Annotated in this window: 16 protein-coding genes, 3 pseudogenes and 2 riboswitches; of the genes and pseudogenes, 12 read left to right on the forward strand and 7 right to left on the reverse strand. The window is 60.0% G+C overall.

Annotated elements, in window-relative coordinates; genetic code table 11:
• Nucleotides 1-362: 362 nt before the first annotated feature.
• Nucleotides 363-683 carry an AraC family transcriptional regulator gene (locus tag B0G75_RS35015; RefSeq protein ID WP_258194852.1) on the forward strand — a complete coding sequence of 107 codons (321 nt, stop codon included), beginning with the start codon at nucleotides 363-365 and terminating at the stop codon, nucleotides 681-683.
• Between the two features lie 37 nt (nucleotides 684-720).
• Here B0G75_RS35015 and B0G75_RS35020 read toward each other — a convergent pair whose 3' ends face one another.
• From B0G75_RS35020 to B0G75_RS35045, 6 genes are all read right to left on the reverse strand, one after another.
• Complete coding sequence (locus B0G75_RS35020) at nucleotides 721-1,455, reverse strand: Sua5/YciO/YrdC/YwlC family protein (protein ID WP_106314391.1); 735 nt, start codon at nucleotides 1,453-1,455, stop codon at nucleotides 721-723.
• A 95-nt stretch (nucleotides 1,456-1,550) separates the two neighbouring features.
• Entirely contained in the window at nucleotides 1,551-3,167 is a 1,617-nt protein-coding gene (locus tag B0G75_RS35025; protein WP_219908310.1) for a long-chain fatty acid--CoA ligase, read from the reverse strand.
• Between the two features lie 24 nt (nucleotides 3,168-3,191).
• Nucleotides 3,192-4,397, reverse strand: coding sequence for an MFS transporter (locus B0G75_RS35030; protein ID WP_181309417.1), 1,206 nt, complete (start codon nucleotides 4,395-4,397; stop codon nucleotides 3,192-3,194).
• Between the two features lie 40 nt (nucleotides 4,398-4,437).
• On the reverse strand, nucleotides 4,438-5,040 hold the full coding sequence (gene leuD / locus B0G75_RS35035; RefSeq protein WP_106314393.1) for a 3-isopropylmalate dehydratase small subunit: 603 nt from the start codon (nucleotides 5,038-5,040) through the stop codon (nucleotides 4,438-4,440).
• 3 nt (nucleotides 5,041-5,043) lie between these two features.
• Nucleotides 5,044-6,441 (reverse strand): 3-isopropylmalate dehydratase large subunit, encoded by a 1,398-nt coding sequence (leuC, locus tag B0G75_RS35040; RefSeq protein ID WP_106314394.1) that lies wholly within the window; start codon nucleotides 6,439-6,441, stop codon nucleotides 5,044-5,046.
• Nucleotides 6,441-7,310: an oxaloacetate decarboxylase gene (locus tag B0G75_RS35045; RefSeq protein ID WP_106314395.1), complete on the reverse strand. Its 870-nt coding sequence runs from the start codon at nucleotides 7,308-7,310 to the stop codon at nucleotides 6,441-6,443. The genes leuC and B0G75_RS35045 overlap by 1 nt, the downstream gene beginning before the upstream one ends.
• A gap of 160 nt (nucleotides 7,311-7,470) precedes the next feature.
• Here B0G75_RS35045 and B0G75_RS35050 point away from each other — a divergent pair, with 160 nt between their 5' ends.
• From B0G75_RS35050 to B0G75_RS35070, 5 genes and pseudogenes are all read left to right on the forward strand, one after another.
• Complete coding sequence (locus tag B0G75_RS35050) at nucleotides 7,471-8,268, forward strand: GntR family transcriptional regulator (protein WP_181309418.1); 798 nt, start codon at nucleotides 7,471-7,473, stop codon at nucleotides 8,266-8,268.
• Between the two features lie 45 nt (nucleotides 8,269-8,313).
• Nucleotides 8,314-9,311: pseudogene (locus B0G75_RS35055) on the forward strand (AraC family transcriptional regulator).
• A 224-nt stretch (nucleotides 9,312-9,535) separates the two neighbouring features.
• A pseudogene (locus B0G75_RS35060) lies at nucleotides 9,536-10,290 on the forward strand (electron transfer flavoprotein-ubiquinone oxidoreductase); the annotation flags it as partial.
• A gap of 39 nt (nucleotides 10,291-10,329) precedes the next feature.
• Nucleotides 10,330-11,526, forward strand: a complete 1,197-nt coding sequence (gene bktB, locus B0G75_RS35065) for a beta-ketothiolase BktB (protein ID WP_106314397.1) — start codon at nucleotides 10,330-10,332, stop codon at nucleotides 11,524-11,526.
• Between the two features lie 30 nt (nucleotides 11,527-11,556).
• Nucleotides 11,557-12,411: a 3-hydroxybutyryl-CoA dehydrogenase gene (locus tag B0G75_RS35070; RefSeq protein ID WP_106314398.1), complete on the forward strand. Its 855-nt coding sequence runs from the start codon at nucleotides 11,557-11,559 to the stop codon at nucleotides 12,409-12,411.
• Nucleotides 12,412-12,527: 116 nt separating this feature from the next.
• On the opposite strand, the gene B0G75_RS35075 is transcribed toward B0G75_RS35070, so the two are convergent.
• On the reverse strand, nucleotides 12,528-13,091 hold the full coding sequence (locus B0G75_RS35075; RefSeq protein ID WP_106314399.1) for an isochorismatase family protein: 564 nt from the start codon (nucleotides 13,089-13,091) through the stop codon (nucleotides 12,528-12,530).
• Nucleotides 13,092-13,436: 345 nt separating this feature from the next.
• On the opposite strand from B0G75_RS35075, the gene B0G75_RS35080 reads away from it, so the two are divergent.
• The 6 genes and pseudogenes from B0G75_RS35080 to B0G75_RS35105 all read left to right on the forward strand — a co-directional run bounded on the left by B0G75_RS35080 (nucleotide 13,437) and on the right by B0G75_RS35105 (nucleotide 19,272).
• Nucleotides 13,437-14,171 (forward strand): Sua5/YciO/YrdC/YwlC family protein, encoded by a 735-nt coding sequence (locus B0G75_RS35080; protein WP_106314400.1) that lies wholly within the window; start codon nucleotides 13,437-13,439, stop codon nucleotides 14,169-14,171.
• A gap of 328 nt (nucleotides 14,172-14,499) precedes the next feature.
• Entirely contained in the window at nucleotides 14,500-15,654 is a 1,155-nt protein-coding gene (locus B0G75_RS35085; RefSeq protein ID WP_106314401.1) for a porin, read from the forward strand.
• A 276-nt stretch (nucleotides 15,655-15,930) separates the two neighbouring features.
• Nucleotides 15,931-16,648 (forward strand): annotated as a pseudogene (locus tag B0G75_RS35095) (IS6 family transposase).
• A 21-nt stretch (nucleotides 16,649-16,669) separates the two neighbouring features.
• Entirely contained in the window at nucleotides 16,670-16,963 is a 294-nt protein-coding gene (locus tag B0G75_RS35100; protein WP_258194853.1) for an SDR family NAD(P)-dependent oxidoreductase, read from the forward strand.
• A 300-nt stretch (nucleotides 16,964-17,263) separates the two neighbouring features.
• Complete coding sequence (locus B0G75_RS40910) at nucleotides 17,264-17,428, forward strand: hypothetical protein (RefSeq protein WP_181309419.1); 165 nt, start codon at nucleotides 17,264-17,266, stop codon at nucleotides 17,426-17,428.
• Nucleotides 17,429-17,740: 312 nt separating this feature from the next.
• Nucleotides 17,741-17,831: riboswitch (glycine riboswitch) on the forward strand.
• 2 nt (nucleotides 17,832-17,833) lie between these two features.
• A riboswitch (glycine riboswitch) is annotated at nucleotides 17,834-17,931 on the forward strand.
• Nucleotides 17,929-19,272, forward strand: coding sequence for a D-amino acid dehydrogenase (locus B0G75_RS35105; RefSeq protein ID WP_374956939.1), 1,344 nt, complete (start codon nucleotides 17,929-17,931; stop codon nucleotides 19,270-19,272). Its footprint overlaps the riboswitch before it by 3 nt.
• Nucleotides 19,273-19,313 lie beyond the last annotated feature (41 nt).

Genomic DNA, 19,313 nt, shown 5'->3' on the forward strand with positions numbered 1-19,313 from the left:
GTCCGGTTCGCTGAGCGGGATGTGGAAACGGGGCTAAGGCGACGGTTACTCGGGCACGCCAGACGAAAGGGGCGGCAACAGACAAACCGAACCTACCGCTACCGCGCCACATCTCAACTCTACCGAAACTGTGAGTTCGCGAATGCAGGAAACGGCCCTCTGCTGCGCGACGCTGTTAATGGCGGCGACCCTACTGTGTACAAGTCGATACCCGCATTGATCATTTCGGACGCAGCGCTATGCCTTAGGCCGCTGCTGCTTCTGCCCGGCTCGCCCTTGTCCGACTCGTGCGCGAAGGCGGCCAGGTGCAATATTTCGATAGCACCGACGACTATGCGATTCGAGGTAGTCTGGAGCCCCTGATGGAATGGCTTCGGGAAAATCTTCGCGAGCCGCTCACCCTTAGCCGGATGGCGGAACCTGTCGCGATGAGCACCCGCACTCTGACGCGGCGTTTCCTTGAGCAGACGGGCAAGTCGCCGCTGCAATGGCTGGGCGTCACCACTGGCGATTGCGTTCGTGCTGGAACGCCCCTTGGAAGGGCCTCCTATGCGAGCGAGCGCCACTTCGGCAATCCCGGGTTCAAAGCTGGTGAGTCTGCGCGTTCGTCGCGGAAGGGGAGGTACGTGGGTTCTTTGAGACTTGCCTCGCACCGCACGGGCAGCACGTGCGGTGCGACTTAATTCCACCCGGGGATTCCACTGACGGCTAATTGACCTATCAGTCGTTCTTTGCAAGCTCAAACTCTTTCAGATGACCGGACGGCAGAACATCGCGCCCCGGGTCCGCCGGAAGTTCAATACCGTACTCGCGTCGAACCGCGTCGACGATCAGCTCGTAGCACGTTCCGATGCGTACCACCTCAACCTCCGGGAATCGCATGATGGTCACTGAACGTCCATAGTGGTGATACTTTCGCAGGCCGTAGTCCAGCACAATGTCCGCGGCATTACGGATTTCCGGCTGAAGATCATCGGCCCGGAACCTTTGGCCAGTACCGCTCAGGTTGGCAGACGAGCCAAACAGCGGCTGCACTTCCTCGCGGCTAAGGCGCGTGAGCTCGGCATATACCGGCCCCGCGTTGAGCAGCATCGCAATCGTGCCGTTTGCTGTGCTCGCTTCCAGAAGCTCGGGATCGACCTTGCGCAGCAGCGGGTGATCGATATTGCACGGCGCGATTACGCCCAGAGGAAGGTTGTAGTCGATAGTGATCGTTTCGATGATGTCTTGCGACCGCTGATCGAGCCTGTGCACTTCGCGTTGAGTGATGGCGTCGCCGATGAGGGCGTTTCTCTTGTGACTTCCGCGCTTCTTCGTGTCGAAGATCTTCTTCAGCGCCTGCGTGGTTCCCCCGATCATCCCGTAGCCGACGTCATTGGGCCATATCGCTACTCCGCCGTCTTTAATGACATCGAAAACTCGGCGGACGTCACCGGGAATGTCCAGTCGTGGCATTGCTTTCTCCAGTTAAGTAAAAAATCTGGCGCCTTCGCGGCGTCAGTACTACGTCGTGCGCGGGGCGCGCAAGGTTAGAACACCGAAGTCGAGCCTCACTGCTTGAGGCGGGATCGAAGCGTGGCCTTCACGACCTTGCCTGTGGCGGTATGGGGCAATTCGTCAACAAAATGAATCTCATCCGGGATCCACCATCGGGCGACGCGTGTGCCGAGATGGGATAACAGGCCCTCTTTCGAAGGAGTCGATCCGGGGCGAAGTACCACGAAAAGGACCGGGCGCTCGCCCCATCGTTCGTCATCGCGCGCAACCGCTGCCGCTTCGTAGACGTCGGAGTGGGACATCGCGGCATTTTCGAGCGTAACGGAGCTGATCCATTCACCGCCCGACTTGATGACATCCTTGGCACGGTCGACGATTTCGACGGTGCCAACTTCTTCGATCGTTGCAATGTCTCCGGTCTCAAACCAACCATCGTTGGCACCGTCTGTCTGGGCGGACGGAAAGTTGAAATAGGTCGACGCTATCCACGGACCGCGGACCTGCAAACGTCCCGAGGCCGTGCCATCGTGCACAACTGGGCCGTCATTGTCATCGACGATTCGCGTCTCGACACCAAACAGCGGCTTGCCTTGCTTCAGTCGTTGATTGGGATGCGTCATGCCTTCCAGTGCGGTCGGCGCAGACGCTGGGCAGCGATTGGTCAATCCCACCGGGCTGGTCTCCGTCATCCCCCACGCGTGGATAACGTCAACGCCGAGCTTATGGAAACGCTCAGCCATGATTTGCGGGCAGGCAGCGCCACCGATAGCGACACACTGCAACGGGGCGATGTCTGCGCTGTTTTCGTCGATCCAGTCCAGCAACGACCCCCAGACTGTCGGCACGCCTGCGGTGAACGTCACTTTTTCGGTCGTAGTAAGCCAATAAAGGCTCGCCGCATCGAGTTTTTGCCCTGGGAGAACGAGTCGAGCACCGACCATCGGGGCTGCATGCGGTAGGCCCCAACCATTGACGTGAAACATAGGCACAACCGGCATGACAGTCGTGCCCTCACCCAGGTTGAAGACGTCGGGCGTGCAGATCGCCAATGCATGGAGCACCGTAGACCGGTGGCTGTAGAGTACGCCTTTGGGGTCGCCGGTTGTGCCGGACGTGTAGCAGAGGCCGGCCGCGTCGTTCTCATCCAGCCGGGGCCAGTCGAACATGCTGTTATGCGCCGCGACGACTTCCTCGTAACACTCGAAACCCGCAGCGATGGCCTCCGGCGGCATGGTGTTCGCCGAAGACATAACGATGACGCGCTCTACGGAGTGAAGGCGTTCCCGCACACCCGCTACCAGTCCAACGAAGCTGGGATCCACGAACAACACGCGGTCATTGGCGTGGTTGACGATATAGACAATCTGGTCGGCGAAAAGCCTGGGATTGATAGTGTGACAAACGAAGCCCGCGCCTGACACACCATAGTAAATCTCCAGATGCCGGTGGTCGTTCCAACCGAGCGTTCCAACGCGGTTTGCGCTTTGCAATCCCCAGGAGATGAGTGCATTCGCAAGCTTGGCACTGCGTTCGTAGACCTCGGCATAGTTCGTACGATGCAGCGATCCGTCGCTTACCCGGGAGACAATCTCCGTAGATCCGTGACAGGCGGCCGCGTGACGAATAATCGAAGAAATAAGGAGAGGTTGGTCCATCATCGTCGAGCGCATTTGCTGTAACTCCGTCGATAGCGCTCATGCGCCGGTTACTGGTTGCAAGCGCGCAGGCGCATGCTTGACTAACGCGAACCCACAGCAGCCAGCAATGAACAGCGAAGCCATCATTGCGCCGAACCCGCTTGCAAATGTGCCCGTGTTCTTCACCAGTGTTCCAATCACGAGGGGCGCCAGTACGCTACCGATCATGCCCACGGTTGCCACGATCCCCGCGTAGGCGGCGCGGGCTTCTTTCGGCGCGAAATCGAGCACCAGGGTGCCGTATGTGCCGAGACCGCCGTAGATGCAGAACGCAGCACCGCACAAGCCAGCGATACACAACGGAAGGTTGTTGCCGTAGTAAGCGACGAACAGGCAAAGCGCACCGAGCAGATTGATGCCACTGAGAAGCTGGGGACGTTGCTTGAGCATGGGGCCTCGCCCAAGCCAGCCGGTAACAATCAGTCCGATGACGCCGAAGACATACGGTATGCCCCCAAGCATCCCAGCGGATTTCAGGTCGATGTGTCGCTCCAGGGCGAGGTAGCTGGGCATCCAGCCGAGCAGGCCCCAATACGCAGCGTTCCAGAAGCAGAAGACACCGCTGATCAACCAGAGGGCCGGTTGTTGCAACAGAATTCGGAACGGAATCCTGACTTCGTCTGTCGTGCCGACGGCGCGCTCCACTTCTGCTTTTTTGGGAAGCAGCACACTGTTCAGCACAGCGATAGCGATCGCAGGAGCGGCCAGCATGACGAACACCGTCTTCCAGCCGAACGAGGTGAGCAATGTCCCAACGAGCGGTCCTGACAGGGCGGGCGCTGCTGCGATGGCCGTGGCCCACCAGGCAACAGCCTGTGCACGCTCACGCTCGTCGAACGTATCGCCGACCAGCTTGTAAATCGCAGGATTTGACAGCCCTTCGGATACGCCGAATGCAAAGCGCACAAAGACCAGAACCGCGACTCCCGTGAACAGCCCCGTAAGACCCGTCAGTAGTGCCCAGAAGAGCGGTGCGACAACCAGAACGACGCGTGTGCCGAACCGGTCAGCGAGCCACCCTCCCGGCATCTGTGATACCAGATAGCCCACAGCGAACGCCGAAAGAATAACGCCGAACGTCTGCGGGTTGAGATGAAGCGTCTGCATCATCGCGGGTCCTGCAAAGCCGAGGACGACGCGGTCGATATAGTTGACGACCTGCAGCAACCATATCGCAACCAGCACTCCCTTTTTGCCTTTCATACTTGTCTCCGTAGTAGTTCTGAGCTTCAAGTTCAAACATCTATTTAGCTGAGCGTGACCCGACGTAGACCCACGGACGACGGCGTGCGTCGTCTGTCTGCCATTGGCGGATGAGGTCTTGCCTGCGAAGAGTGAGCGACATTTCATCGGCACCTTCGATCAACATCTCTCGCCTTACGGGGTCCACCTGGAATGGAAACGACGTTCCATCGGGAGCCGTGATGACGCAGGCATCGAGGTCTGCAGTGACTGCTGCACCGCTTCGCGCCTGTTCTGCCAGATTTGCGACCTGCTGTTCGGGGAGGACGACCGGCAATACGCCGTTCTGGAAGCAGTTGGACATGAAGATCTCACCGAACGACGGGGCAATGACGACCCGAAGTCCCAAACCCTGCAACGCCCATACGGCGGCTTCACGCGACGAACCGCAACCGAAGTTCGCACCTGCGATCAGGATGGGTGCTCCGATGAAGGGCTCCCGGTCAAGAACGAAGTCGGGACCACGCCAGACTTCAAAAGCGTACTGGCCGAGTTGATCCTTCGGCAGGCCGGTCAGCCTTTCAATGCGGATGATGATGTCTGTATCGACGTCGCGCCGCAGCAGGGGAGCGGCGGGCCCACTGACAGTCTGGAAGCGTTCCATTGCTTAACCCCTTCTTGGATCGGCGATGGCGCCGGCAATCGCGGCAGCCGCAGCCGTTGCGGGGCTTGCCAGGTGCGTGCGCGCGCCCGGCCCCTGACGGCCGATGAAGTTGCGGTTTGACGTGCTGACAATGCGCTGGCCGGGGGGAACGACATCGCCATTGGCGGCGACGCACATAGAACAACCGGGCTCGCGCCATTCGAAGCCGGCGCTGCGGAATACTTCCGCGAGTCCTTCAGCCTCTGCGATTTCCTTGACCAGTTGGGAACCGGGAACGACCCACGCCCGCACATTGGGCGCAACGTGCTTGCCTCGCACGATCGTGGCCGCTTCGCGCAGGTCGGAAATCCGGGAGTTTGCACACGAACCGATAAACACCCAGTCGACGCTGGTGCCCGCCAGCGATTGGCCGCCGGAAAGCCCCATGTATTCAAGTGCGGCTTCAACCCCCTTGCCGCGCTCAGCGTCGGTGCTGTCCGTCGGATTCGGAACTGCGGACGTTACAGCTAACGCGTGCTCCGGTGTCGTGCCCCAAGTCACCATCGGCTCCACGTCGCCCAGATCAATGCTGACTTCGACGTCGAATTGGGCATCGTCGTCGGAGCGGAGCTTGCGCCACTCGCTGACGGCAAGCTCGAACTCATCGCCTGCTGGTGCGTAGGGCAGGTCACGGAGAAAGTCGAAGGTCACGTCATCGGGTGGGCAGAAGGCAATCTTGCTGCCGAGTTCCACCGACATGTTGCATAGCGTCAGTCGCTCCTCGACGCTCAGCCCTTCAAGGGCTGGTCCAGAGTGCTCGATGGCGTAACCCACGCCGGCTGAGCAACCGAGTTTTGCAATGACATGCAGAGCGAGGTCTTTAGCGAATACGCCCCTGGCCAGCGTCCCCCTGTAAGTGATACGCATCTGACGGGGCTTCTTCTGGCGAACGGTCTGGGTTGCCAGTACGTGTGCCAGCTCGGAGGATCCGATACCAAATGCGAGGGCGCCGAGGCCGCCATGTGTGCATGTGTGGCTGTCGCCGCACACGATAGTTGTACCGGGCAGGGTCAGGCCCATCTCCGGCGCCATCACGTGAACAATGCCCTGACCAGCTTTTCCGAGGTCGTAGAAGGGAACGGACGCGTTGTCGCAGTACCGCTGCAGGCTCGCGTACAGCTTTGCGCCCGCCGGGTTCGTCTCGCCGGTACGGTGCGGGGCACTACTGACCGCGTGGTCCGCCGTTGCGAAGGAGAGGTCCGGCCGGCTCACGGGAAGTCCACGCGCAGCGAGCGTCTCAAAACCGCCGGGGCCTGAAAGGTCGTGGAGCAAATGCCGGTCAATTGCCAGAAGCGCCCAGCCACCGCCCAGGTCGGTTACGACGTGAGCATCCCAGATCCGGTCGAACAGTGTCTGAGCCATTATTTCGCTCCGCCACCGGTGGCCGACGCAGCCGGGTACTGCCATTCAAGTGCACCGAGCCGGTTGAACAAATCGCGAATAGGAAGCTCGTCGGGGCGCACCTCGACGCGACCCGTGCTGCGGACCACCGAGAGTGCGAGATCGGCAGCGCCCATCATCTTGGTCAGCAACAGCCCGGGCAGGATCGCAATACGGAAACCGAGCTCCGCAACGTCTTTCAGGGGAATATTGGGCGTTTTGCCACCCGGGACCAGGTTGAGCAGGCAGGGGCCGTTCACGTGGCGGGCGATGGCCGCAGCCTCTTCGACCGTTTGGGGAGCTTCCACGAAAGCGATGTCGGCACCGGCATCAAGTGCCCGGTTCACACGTTCGATCGCATCGTCCAGCCCCGTCACGGCGCGAGCATCGGTGCGCGCAACGATCAACATCCCGCCTTCGCCCCTTGCGGCGGCGGCGGCCGCAATTTTTTCCACGAATTCTGTCGTTTGGACCAGTTCCTTCCCTTCCAGGTGACCACAGCGTTTCGGGAACAACTGGTCTTCGATCTGGATGGCAGCGACGCCGGATTTTTCATATTCCTGGACGGTGCGTCGCACATTCAGGGCGTTCCCGAACCCCGTGTCCGCGTCGGCGATAACAGGAATCGACACCGAACGCGTCAACGTCCTGGCGGCCGCCGTCATTTCGGTCAGCGTGACCAGCCCGAAATCCGGATAGCCGTTCGCCGCTGCAACGCCGGCTCCCGTCATATAGGCGACGGGAAAGCCCGCCTGTTCGATGAGGCGGGCGCTTATGCCATCCCACGCGCCCGGCGCAACGATGAGCTCCTTCGACTCCAGCTGCTTTCGCAGCTTGTTGACTGCTTCCAATTTCTTCTCCGGTAGTGCTAGCGTCCCTAAACTTTACGACTAAATATGACTTGATGCAACAAGATGTTATACCGACTATGCGTCTTAGTTCGCAGAGAGTAGCCTATGTTGGAGTGAGGCAGTTAAACGCTATTGGCGGTCTATGTGGCGCAGGGGTAATATGACTTCTTTGAGCGTGGCGATTGATATGACAGAACCCAAGGAAGGCCCCCTTTACGCGCGTGTCCATCAGGGCCTAATGGAAGCGATTGAGCGCGGCCGGCTCGGACCGGGCACCGTTCTCCCTACTGAGAAGGAGCTGGAAAAGCAGTACGGGGTAAGCCGCATTACCGTGCGACGGGCGCTGGATGACCTTGAGCGAGTGGGTTTGATTGAGCGTGGCAGAGGGCGGCCTGCTCGAGTCGCTGCCCCACTGATCGCATCGACGACCATGGCTATCGACCAGGACCTCCCGTCGATCCTTGAGATCGGACGCGGCACCGTCGCCCACGTGCTTTCGTACGTCTGGAAGATGCCAGGTGCTGAGATAGCGCAACGCTTGCAGGTCGACGCCAGCGAACCGGTTCTCGAGGTGGCGCGTTTGCGTCGTCGGTACGAGCGTCCGGTCCTGCATACGGTTGCGCGGGTGCCCGCACCCATCGGTGCGCTTCTTACGAGAGAGGCACTGGAAGCCACCAACATGCTCGACCAGCTGGCGACTCGCGGTCTGCGCGCCGCTCGGACCGAAATGGAGATGCGCGCTCAAGCGTGCGACGCGAAAGTCGCCGAGCATCTCGAGCTGAAAAAGGGCGATCCCGTGTTTGTCATGGAGCGCCTCGTGTCGGACTCGACTGGACGACCCTTACAAAGCATGACGGCCACTTTTCGGGCTGACAGCTTCACGTATCGGATCGTGTCGTCTTCTGAATCGGAGGCAGGTCAGGAAGTGAGAATGGAGGCGGCAGGGTTGTTCAGTTGATGAACGACTTCAACGTGTTACGTTCCATTACTACTAAGCCATACCATGGGGCATCTCTCCGCCACTATGCCTATCCCGGTCGTCCACGGATTTCTGGCCCGCGCGGACCGGTCCGCGATCGGCCGCCTGGCGGGCCGCTCGGGTATCTCGCACAACTTGTTGGCACAACCTGCAGCACGTGTCACACAGGAACAGTTCGCGACACTGTACAGGCTGCTCGCGCTTGAACTTGGCGATGAAATGCCGGGCATTTTTGCCCGGCGCGCTGCGCAAAGGCACGCTCAAGTTTCTGTGCCTGAGCCTGCTTGATGCGCCGCATCTTGAAGTGGCGCTGCATCGCTTCGGGCAGTTCTTCCACCTGATCCTTGATGAATTCCAGATCCTTTCTCGTCGTGAGGAGGGGCACGCTGTTGTCGAGACCGTCCCTCACCCGGATGGCCTGGATGCGAGTCCGCTCGCTCGTGAATTGATGCTCAAGCTGGTACATGGCGTCGCATCCTGGCTTATCCACGAGAAGATACCCCTCGTCGAAGCGGCGTTCAATTTTCCCCGGACTGCGCAGGCTTGCGATTTGCCTAACCTGTGTCCGGGTCCCATTCGCTTTGAGCGGGACGGCACGCGCCTCATTTTCGACGCGGCATATCTGAACCTTCCTATCCGGCAGCGCAAGGCCGACCTGACGCTTTTTCTCAAACGCGCCCCTGAAGACTGGATTTTCGTTTCCTTCACCGGGGAGATGGTCTGTCATCAGGTCAGGCAATGCATCGCCGCAGGGCTACCTGTGGTGCCAACAGTGGATGCTGTCGCCGAAAAGCTGCACTACTCCATCCGGACGTTACGCAGACGCCTCGAGGGGGAAGGAACATCCTATCAGGCGATCAAGGACGTCCGTCGCGATCTTTCGATTCAGCGGCTTACCCGCTCTGACGATGCGATTGCATCAATTGCCTACGAGATCGGGTTCGACGATCCGACGGCCTTTCACCTTTCGTCATTGGACCGGTAGTACGCCCGGTGCGTACCGGGAAACCAGGAGCGGCTGATTGCCGGTGACGCCCGAGCCACGTTGGCACGTCTGCTCAGTTGGCACATTTAGTCAATTAAAGGGCAAGTTTGGGTAGCGCTGATTGACTGTGCCGTCGCTACTATGGCAGCACGCAACGCAACAGAAGTTTTGCAGGCCGCGTCCCTGGCAACCGGTGAGCGGCAGCATCAGGAGACATTCCATGAGTTACACAGTCCCCGTCAAGGAAGTGCTGTTCGTAATGGAAAACGCATCTCATATGGCGCGAGAGCCATCTCTGCCGGAGGCGTGGTTTCGCTGCCGAAACTCGTGTTCCCCGGAGGAGCCCTGGTCGGGGATGACGCGGGTTTTCTCAACGTGTCGCGAATCAAAGGTTCGCATGCGGGATCAAGACGGGCATGCTGGCGGCGGACGCCGCGTTTGAAGCTGTGCAGGCGGGGCGCGAGTCGGATGAGCTGCTCACATACCCCGAATCGTTCAGGCAGTCCTGGCTGCACAACGAGCTGCACAAAGCGCGCAACTTCAAGCAATGGATGAGCCGCGGGCTCTTTCTCGGCACTTGATGGTCGGCATCGAGCAGAAGCTGCTGCGTGGCCAGATTCCCTGGACGCTGCATCACAAGCACGCGGATCACCAGACGCTGAAGCCCGCTGCGACCGATTGCCTGTCCGAAGCCCGATGGCAATGTCAGCTTCGACCGACTGTCGTCGGTGTTTATCTCAAACACAAACCACACAGAGCATCAGCCGTCGCATCTCACCCTGAAAGACCCGAGCGTTCCCGTCGCCGTCAACCTGCAAACGTATGCGGGACCCGAGGCGCGGTTCTGTCCAGCGGGAGTCTATGAGTTCGTCAAGGACGATGCAGATCAGGACCGCTTGCAGATCAACGCGCAGAACTGCGTGCACTGCAAGAGGTGCGACATCAAGGACCCCACACAGAACATAGTCTGGGTGGCCCCCGAAGGGGGAGGCGGTCCAAATTACCCGAACATGTAACCGCGGACCTATCTGGCCCGAACTATTGGAGCGGACAAAATGAGCGAAGCAATTCGTGAAGTGGTGGTCGTTAGCGGAGTGCGCACGGCAATCGGCGACTTCGGTGGAAGTCTGAAGAACTTCTCACCGACCGAGTTGGGAGCGATGATGGTTCGGGAAACGCTTGAGCGCGCGGACGTCGCCGGCGATGAAGTGGGTCACGTCGTTTTCGGTAATGTGATCCATACCGAGCCGAAGGACATGTACCTGGGGCGCGTGGCAGCGATCAACGGAGGGGTGGGGCAGCACGTTCCGGCGCTGACGGTGAATCGCCTTTGTGGGTCCGGGTTGCAGGCAGTGATCTCTGCAGCACAGACGGTCTTGCTTGGCGATGCCGACATCGCCATCGGCGGCGGTGCTGAAAGCATGAGCCGCGCGCTGTACGGCCTTCCGGGTGGCCGGTTCGGGCAGCGCATGGGCGATGCACGACTTGTAGACATGATGCTGGGCGCCTTGCAGGACCCATTCCAGCCGATTCACATGGGCGTGACCGCAGAGAACGTTGCCCGCCGGTACGAGGTTTCTCGCGAGGCTCAGGATGCACTCGCGCTGGAATCGCATCGGCGGGCGGCGCGGGCGATCGCTGAGGGGCGTTTCCGTGAGCAGATCCTCCCCATCACGGTCCGCACGAAAACGGGCGAAGAGGCCTTCGACACGGATGAGCACGTGCGCCACGACGCGAGCGCCGGTGACTTTGCGAAGCTCAAGCCGGTGTTTGCCAAGGAAGACGGTACGGTGACGGCCGGCAATTCGTCGGGCATCAACGATGCAGCTGCAGCTGTTCTGCTGATGGAGCGTGGGGTTGCGGAGCGGCGCGGCGCAAAGCCGCTTGCCCGGCTGGTGTCCTATGCGCACGCAGGCGTGGATCCGGCGTACATGGGAATTGGTCCCGTGCCAGCAAGCCGCACTGCGATGAAACGCGCGGGTCTTGATTTCTCGCAGCTTGATGTGATTGAGAGCAATGAAGCTTTCGCCGCACAGGCGTGCGCGGTGGTCAACGAGCTTGGGCTTGATCCTCAAAAGGTCAACCCCAACGGCTCCGGAATTTCACTCGGCCACCCGGTGGGGGCAACAGGCGCGCTCATCACAGTGAAAGCGCTCTATGAACTCAAGCGCATCGGTGGACGGTTTGCACTCGTCACGATGTGCATTGGTGGCGGCCAGGGGATTGCGGCTGTCTTTGAAAACCTCCAGTGACCGGACCAGTGGGTCCAACGAGGACAACTTATGAAAATAGAATCGGTAGGCGTCGTCGGCGCAGGCGCAATGGGCTCCGGGATAGCACAGGCCCTTGCTGTCGCAGGCATCAACGTCGTGATTATCGACGTTAGCGACGCGGCGCTCGAAAAGGCAAAATCGACGATTGACCATAGCCTGCAGCGGCTCGTATCCAAAGGCAAACTGGAGGACTCCGAGAGAGAAGCGGCCCTGGCGCGAATTGTTCCGTCAACGGAGTACACAAGTCTCACGTCCGCGGACATGGTGGTTGAGGCTGCGACTGAAAACGTCGACCTGAAAAAGCGGATCATTGCGCAGATCGAGACGGCCGCACGAGCAGACGCGGTAATAGCGACCAATACGTCGTCGATTTCCATCACCGCGCTTGCCGCGGGACTTGCTCAGCCGTCGCGCTTCATCGGTATGCACTTCTTCAACCCGGTGCCGGTCATGCCGCTGGTCGAGATTATTCGCGGTTTGCAAACGAGCGACGAAACAGCTACCACGGTGCACGAGCTCACTGAGCGCATCGACAAGTCGCCGATCGGCGTGCGGAACTCCCCGGGTTTCGTCGTCAACCGAATTCTGGTGCCGATGATCAATGAGGCGTTTTTCGTCTTGCAGGAAGGGCTGGCGAGCGCCGAGGACATCGATACTGGTATGAAGCTCGGAGCCAACCATCCTATCGGCCCGCTCGCGCTGGCCGATCTCGTCGGACTTGACGTCTGTCTATCCGTAATGGATGTGTATCTGCGCGACTTCGGCGACCCGAAATACCGGGCGTGCACGTTACTACGGCAACTGGTAGAAGCCGGACGGCTCGGTCGCAAGACTGGTCGGGGAGTGTACGACTATTCGGCTTAGGGAGTGGGGCGGTGGGCGCCCCTGCGTCGAAGAGAGCGAGGAGTTGTAGTTGGCCGCGATGTCTTTCAGGCAACGCGGCTTTTTTCCTTCGGCTAGCTACGCAGAGGTGCTACCTCTCAGGTCTCTGTTTTCTGTACGAGAGCCAGGATTTCCTGGGTCGTGCCGGTTTCTCCGAGCCAGGGGAAAATGCGGGAGACGCTGTTGTCATGCGCATCTGCGCTCAGATCGGTCATCGCATCAACTGCCAGCGTCACGTTAAAGCCAAGAGCGTGCGCCTCGCGTGCCGTTGACTCAACACCCATGCTCGTGGCGATGCCGGCGAGGACGATTTGCGTCACGCCCTGGGAACGGAGCCAGGACTCCAGCGCTGTGCCCGCGAAAGCGCCCCAGGTCTGCTTGGTGACGAGATGGTCTTCTGCATCACGCGTCAGTTCAGAAATCAGATCGGTCCAATCGGCGGGGAAGTCGGCCGTATTGTGGGAGTACTCTGCCCGACCGGGCGCGCCACCGGCGACATTCACCAGCACCACCGGCAGCCCGCGGCTGCGAAACGCCGCGGCAAGCGCATTGGCGCGCTCAGTAATCTGGGTGACCGGATGAATGACGGGAAGGGCAGCAATGCCTTTCTGAAGGTCGATGACTACTAGTGCTGTTCTGGAATCGAGCGTCGTCACACTCATTGCGGTAATCCTCCATTGGTAGTAGCGCAAGCGCAAAGAAATGTGCCCGTATCAGGCACGCCACACTAGGTATACTACCATGTACAAAGTTGTTATGACAGGATGTACGATTAAGGCTGGTGGATTCGCACGGCCAGTGCAGCGCCCCGACGGCGCTACGGGTCAATTTGGGGGCAGGGTTCGCGATTGATGTTCGACCGGCTGTACGCTCAACCGTCAACCCGGGGCGGAATCCCGGTTAGAACGTAAATCGACGCATCATGCACTCGCCGCTGCGCGTCCGCCAACCCGTGGTGATCTGTACACCTAACGAGAATTTACAGAATTCTTACATCGGAGACGAGCATGCCGCGAATCGATATTGCAAGTGATGTACGCCGGGTCTTTGAAGTCGTTGCAGGAGGAGGTATTGCAATCTGGCCGAACGATGTCGGATACGGCATGGTCGGTAGCAGCAAGGCCGCCATGCAGAAAATCTTCGAAACGAAGAAGCGAGGCAGCCACAAGCGCAATGCCATCCTCGGAGACGCAATTACCCAACGAGAGATTCATGCGTTGGACAAACGTTCGCAGGACATCATCGAGTCGATCACCCTCGACTACAACTTGCCACTTGGTGCGATCGCACCATGCCGGCTCGACCACCCGCTTCTTCAGAAGATCGACGACGAGTTGCTCAAGGCAAGTACAGCGAATGGCACCATCGCGATGTTGCTGAACGCTGGTCCCATTTACAACGAACTCTGTCGCCTGAGCCGCGAAGCGGTGCAACCTTTGTTCGGTTCTTCGGCCAACCTCAGTGGCAGCGGACCCAGGTTTCGCGTCGATGATATCGAACCGGAGATCAAGGCGGCCGCAGACATCATCCTCAATTACGGCTTGCGCAAGTATCACCACTATCAACGATCGGCGACCATCCTCCGGTTTCCTGAAGTTGAAGTGGTCCGGATCGGTAGCTGCTACGAACTCATCTCTGACGTTGTCAAGCGTGAGTATGGTATCGAGCTGCCCGCGGACCCGGGACGAGACAAATTGCCATCGGGTCATCTGAAGGAATTTGAGTTGCTGCGTGCGCCCTGATGATCTCGGTATAAACGAGCGGTTCTGTCATCACTATCGCTACGGGCTCACCATGCGGTGAGCCGCAAACTGAAGTGGCGTTGAACGCAATGAAGTGGCCAATGCCCGCGGCTCCTTCATCGCTTCGGGGTATCGGTGTAAGCAGGACGCGCGATCCGGCTGATTGGGAAGTCGGATCCATAATTGACGGAATCCGGGGACGTGCTTGCCACGCGTGGTCCATCAAGCCGGTCCCGACAATGGGCGGTACCTGCAAGACTTGCTCTGCGGACGAGGGTCGCTATCAAAACCTTTCCGAAGAAAAAAGGATTTTCAAGGAGGCTGTAATATGGTTCGGAGTACGATTTGTATTGCCGCAATGTGTGTCCTCTCGGGTTCGTCATGGGCGCAGAGCAGTGTGTCGCTGTATGGTCTGATGGACGTTGGCATCAACTACATCAACAACGACGGTGGCAAGTCGAATGTCGACATGACCTCGGGAGTCTTGCAGGGCAACCGGTTTGGCATGGTGGGTAGTGAGGATCTTGGTGGGGGCCTGAAGGCTGTGTTTCGCCTCGAGAACGGGTTCTCGCTGACTAGTGGAAGCCTGGGTCAGGGCGGCCGGATGTTCGGTCGTCAGGCATATGTTGGTATCAGTAGCAGCGCCTTCGGTACTGTGACCGCCGGCCGTCAGTACGACTCAGTCGTGGACTACCTGCAACCGTACAGCGGCGTGCCGTACACCGGGCTTGCTCATCCGCTCGATAACGACAATATCGTCAATTCCTTTCGCATCAACAACGTCATCAAGTATGCGAGCCCCGAGTTCAAAGGGTTCAAGTTCGGTGGTATGTACGCCTTCAGCAACAGCGCAAACACCGGTGCAGCCGGTTCCGGTTTCGCTGTCAATCGCGTCTGGAGCCTTGGGAGCTCGTACTCCGCGGGGGCCTTCAGTATCGGTGCGGCCTACATGCACCTGAACTCGCCGAACAGCAATACAGCTGGCGCCGTGTCCGGAGACTATATCAACGTCGGCCGCACCGGCTCGTTGCAAGCAAATGGGCTTGCCGGCCCGGCTACAAGACAGGACGTTGTTGGCGTAGGTAGCACCTACTCTTTCAACGGCGGCAAAGTCGGCGTCCTCTATAGCCACACCAGGTTTGATTCGGGCACCGACCGTTTGACGTTCGACAACTACCAGGTGAACGGTGTCTACTTCATCACGCCGTTCTTTTCGCTGGCTACCGTGTATAGCTTTACGGACGGCAAGCTGAGGTCGACCGACGCCAGCCCGAAATACCATCAGGTGCAACTGATCGGCGACTACTTTCTGAGCAAGCGGACAGACGTTTATCTGCTTGGCGCCTACCAGAGGGCTGCCGGCGACGCGACTGTGGCATCGATCGCGCCCGATACATTCGGAACGGGTGGCTCTGCCGCGCCGGATGCGTCCACCACGAAAAATCAGGTGCTGGTGCGTCTCGCGCTGCGGCACAAGTTCTGATCGTGAGCGGAGCGGTGTCTCTGTCGGGCTGGAGCATTAGCCGGAAGCAGGGTCCGACTTATCCGCTGGGTAGGCGCTGCCAGCAGGGGATAGCCCATTGCTGACCAGCTGGCTAGTCGGCTCGGCGCAGACACGCTGCGTCGGTCGAGGGCGGCAGATCAGACACTCGACGATATTCCCGACTGGACTGCGAGCTACTCTCGTAGCGCAACCTGTGGCTCTGTCACGTTGGCGAACCGGTGGCCTAAGATGTCGCGATGAAAAAAAGCAAAATCGATCTATCACGGCCACGGCTTTCCGGTGGCAGTTATCAGCCAGGCAGTTCGCTGGTTCTTCCGTTTTCAACTGAGCCTGCGCGACATTGAAGAGTGGCTGTTCGAGCGCCGCGTGACTGTCAGCCATGAATCGATCCGTCGGTGGACGGACAAGTTCGGCCCGTGCTTCGCTCGTCAGGCCAAGGCCGCCCGTCGCAAGCCTGGTTCAACGTGGCACCTCGACGAAATGTTCGTGACACTGCGTGGCGAGCCGTATGTGCTGTGGCGTGCAGTCGACGAGCACGGCATTGAACTCGACATCCTGCTGCAGAAACGACGCGACAAGGCTGCGGCGAAACGCTCTTTCAAACGCCTGCTGGCAGGCTGTCCCGCGCTACCGAAGAAGATCGTCACCGACCAGCTACGCAGTTACCCAGCCGCAAAAACCGAGCTCCCGGAGCTCGCTAACGTGAAGCACGTATTCGTCAAGGCCTGCGCGCGTGAACAACAGGGCCGAAAACAGCCATCAGCCTACGCGCGAACGCGAGCGCCGGATGCGAGGCTTTCGACTGCCCGGGCGCACGCAAGTTTTCCTGTCGTGCTTTGGTCCGATCCGGCAACACTTCGCGCTCAAGCGGCACCTGCTACGCGCATCGCTCTATCGGAAACAACTCGCCGCACGATTTGAAGCATGGCGATTTTTCACCGGCGTTACCCAAGATCCGTCCGCCGTTTTCTGACACACGGCTGTCTTCGCCCATATCTCGTCACAGGGTCGGCAACGTGACAGAGCCCTTGGGAACGAGGCACTCGTGGTTTCGAGCGACGCGCGATCATTGACCGACATCGACGCGCTCGCCGCTCAGGTAAAAGCCGAGTTCAAAACCATCGACCTGCTTTTCGTCAACGCCGGGTTTAGCATTCCGACGCCCATCGCGAACGTGACAGAGGCCATTTACGACGAGATGTTCAGGCGTGGCCGTGGACGCTGTTCTGAGTCGGCTCTATTACGACGTCGTGCCTCTTGTGCCTCGCGAAGAACGGAAGACCGGTGAATTCATCACCCTCGACAACGCCGCTGTGTGCCGTCTTGTTGATGACGAGTTGAGGAAGATTGCCGGGTTATCGTTTGAGAGAATCAGTACCGAGCCGCAACGGGCGCTTCTTGATAATCCAAGGGTCAGTCTCACTGACTCGAATTCAATCTCACGCCCCCCGGCAAGGCTGGGAGCGTCATCTCAGCGGTGTACAAGACTCCGACTAGCGTTGAGCTGAATTTCTTGCGCGCATCGAGAGACCTGACGACGTATGCCCGGGTGAACCGGCTTCAGGACTGAGGCCTGGGGCTTTTTGTCATGACGCCGGCAACCGACGGCATGCCCGCGCTCGACCGCGAGAAGATTGAAAATATCCTTGGCGAGCAAAGCTGGAGCCTTGAGCAACAGGGCTTCCTAGTATCAGCTCATGATGACCCGGGCCCGCTGGCACGCGACGTTTATGAGTGGTCGGCGGTCGGTTGAGAAGGCTCTCGCAGTGAGCGCGCTGAATATATGCCGACAATCTCACGGGGAGGGTCCAAGAAGTGACTTCAATGTTGTAACGCATGCCGAGCGCCCGCCGCCATTCATCGAACGCGCTACTTGCGAAAACGCGTGCGTCGCATCTCGATGTGTTCTCTTAACTGCGGCTGCGCTTCATGCAGCTCTTAAAGCCCACGTCGAAGATCTCCTGCTCGGGAGAGTCGTGTCTGTCCGCGTGGAACCTCGGGGAGCAGGATGAAAGAAAGAAGGGCTTGCCAGGCGCATTTAGGATGGGTATCGTCAAGGCGTTCGACAACGCGCCACGGAAGAGCTCGTCCCCCGCGACGACGCCGACGGAGCAACCGCCCCGGAAACTCTCAGGCAAAAGGACCGTGCGCGCCGGAACATCTGGAGAGCGGCGCCATGCGCGCCCACCGAAGGGGAGCTCCGGCCGGCAGCAATGCACGGCGTGCGGGCGAAACTCTCAGGTACATGGACAGATGGGGCATCGGTGCCGGCTATATACGGCCGGCGATGCTCAACGAAAACTGGACCATGTCATGTCACGAATCGCCATCATCGGCGCCGGGATCACCGGCGTCACGACCGCTTACGCGCTCGCGCAGCGCGGCCTGCGCGTCACCGTGCTCGAACGTCATCGTTATGCGGCGATGGAAACCTCCTTCGCCAACGGCGGGCAGCTCTCGGCCAGCAATGCGGAAGTCTGGAACAGCCGCGCAACCGTGCTGAAGGGCCTCAAGTGGATGTTCACGCGCGACGCGCCCTTGCTGATGAACCCGCGCCCCGGCTGGCACAAGTACAGCTGGATGGGCGAGTTCCTGCGGCAGGTTCCGAACTATCGTGCCAACACGGCCGAGACCGTGCGCCTCGCGCTCGCCGCGCGCGAACATCTGTTCCGCATCGCGGACACGGAGCGCATCGACTTCGATCTGGAGCGGCGCGGCATCCTGCATTTTTACGCGACACGCAAGGAGTTCGAGGCCGCGTCGAAGGTCAACGAGATTCTCAACGGCGCGGGCCTGGCGCGCCATGCGGTCACCGCGCAGGAAATCGCGTCGATCGAGCCGGCGCTTAAGGGCAGTTTTCACGCGGGCTTCTTCACGCCCTCGGATTCGACCGGCGACATCCACAAGTTCACGCGCGGTCTCGCCGATGCCTGCGTGCGTCACGGCGTCGAATTCCGTTACGACACGTCGGTCAAATCGATCGATGATCAGGCGGGCCGCGTCGCGCTGACGGTCGAGCAGGCGGGCGAAGAACAGGTTCTTCAGTTCGACGGCATCGTGATCTGCGCGGGCGTCGGCAGCCGAGAGTTTGCCTCGATGGCCGGCGATCACGTCAACGTCTATCCCGTCAAAGGCTATTCGATCACCGTCTGTCTCGACGATGCGCGCAGCCGCGAGCACGCGCCGTGGGTCAGCCTGCTCGACGACCGCGCGAAGATCGTCACGAGCCGCCTCGGCGCGGATCGTTTCCGCGTCGCGGGCACGGCGGAACTGAACGGCTTCAACCGCGATATCCGCGCGGACCGCATCGCGCCGCTCGTCGAATGGACGCGGCGCTACTTTCCTGAAGTATCGACCGCGCGCGTGATCCCGTGGAGCGGCCTGCGCCCGATGTTGCCGAGCATGCTGCCGAAGGTCGGGCAGGGCAGGCGCCCCGGCGTGTTTTACAACACCGGGCACGGGCATCTCGGATGGACGCTTTCGGCGGCGACAGCGGAAATCGTCGCGGAAGCCGTGCTCGGGAAGTGGCCGGGGAAACCGGTTCAGGTCGCCGTTCCGCCTTCCGGAAGCATGGCGCGCGGCGAAGCGCTGCGCTGACCGCCGCGTTCCCGGCATGAAGCATCATGCGGGGAACGTCC

Source organism: Paraburkholderia sp. BL18I3N2, assembly GCF_003001875.1.
GTDB lineage: Bacteria > Pseudomonadota > Gammaproteobacteria > Burkholderiales > Burkholderiaceae > Paraburkholderia > Paraburkholderia phytofirmans.

Excerpts from the sequence above, each read along its gene's own strand:
- B0G75_RS35015 (WP_258194852.1), top strand. The coding sequence starts at position 363 with ATGGAATGGCTTCGGGAAAATCTTCGCGAGCCGCTCACCCTTAGCCGG.
- B0G75_RS35020 (WP_106314391.1), bottom strand. The coding sequence starts at position 1,455 with ATGCCACGACTGGACATTCCCGGTGACGTCCGCCGAGTTTTCGATGTC.
- B0G75_RS35025 (WP_219908310.1), bottom strand. The coding sequence starts at position 3,167 with ATGCGCTCGACGATGATGGACCAACCTCTCCTTATTTCTTCGATTATT.
- B0G75_RS35030 (WP_181309417.1), bottom strand. The coding sequence starts at position 4,397 with ATGAAAGGCAAAAAGGGAGTGCTGGTTGCGATATGGTTGCTGCAGGTC.
- leuD (WP_106314393.1), bottom strand. The coding sequence starts at position 5,040 with ATGGAACGCTTCCAGACTGTCAGTGGGCCCGCCGCTCCCCTGCTGCGG.
- leuC (WP_106314394.1), bottom strand. The coding sequence starts at position 6,441 with ATGGCTCAGACACTGTTCGACCGGATCTGGGATGCTCACGTCGTAACC.
- B0G75_RS35050 (WP_181309418.1), top strand. The coding sequence starts at position 7,471 with ATGACTTCTTTGAGCGTGGCGATTGATATGACAGAACCCAAGGAAGGC.
- bktB (WP_106314397.1), top strand. The coding sequence starts at position 10,330 with ATGAGCGAAGCAATTCGTGAAGTGGTGGTCGTTAGCGGAGTGCGCACG.
- B0G75_RS35070 (WP_106314398.1), top strand. The coding sequence starts at position 11,557 with ATGAAAATAGAATCGGTAGGCGTCGTCGGCGCAGGCGCAATGGGCTCC.
- B0G75_RS35075 (WP_106314399.1), bottom strand. The coding sequence starts at position 13,091 with ATGAGTGTGACGACGCTCGATTCCAGAACAGCACTAGTAGTCATCGAC.
- B0G75_RS35080 (WP_106314400.1), top strand. The coding sequence starts at position 13,437 with ATGCCGCGAATCGATATTGCAAGTGATGTACGCCGGGTCTTTGAAGTC.
- B0G75_RS35085 (WP_106314401.1), top strand. The coding sequence starts at position 14,500 with ATGGTTCGGAGTACGATTTGTATTGCCGCAATGTGTGTCCTCTCGGGT.
- B0G75_RS40910 (WP_181309419.1), top strand. The coding sequence starts at position 17,264 with ATGACGCCGGCAACCGACGGCATGCCCGCGCTCGACCGCGAGAAGATT.
- B0G75_RS35105 (WP_374956939.1), top strand. The coding sequence starts at position 17,929 with ATGGGGCATCGGTGCCGGCTATATACGGCCGGCGATGCTCAACGAAAA.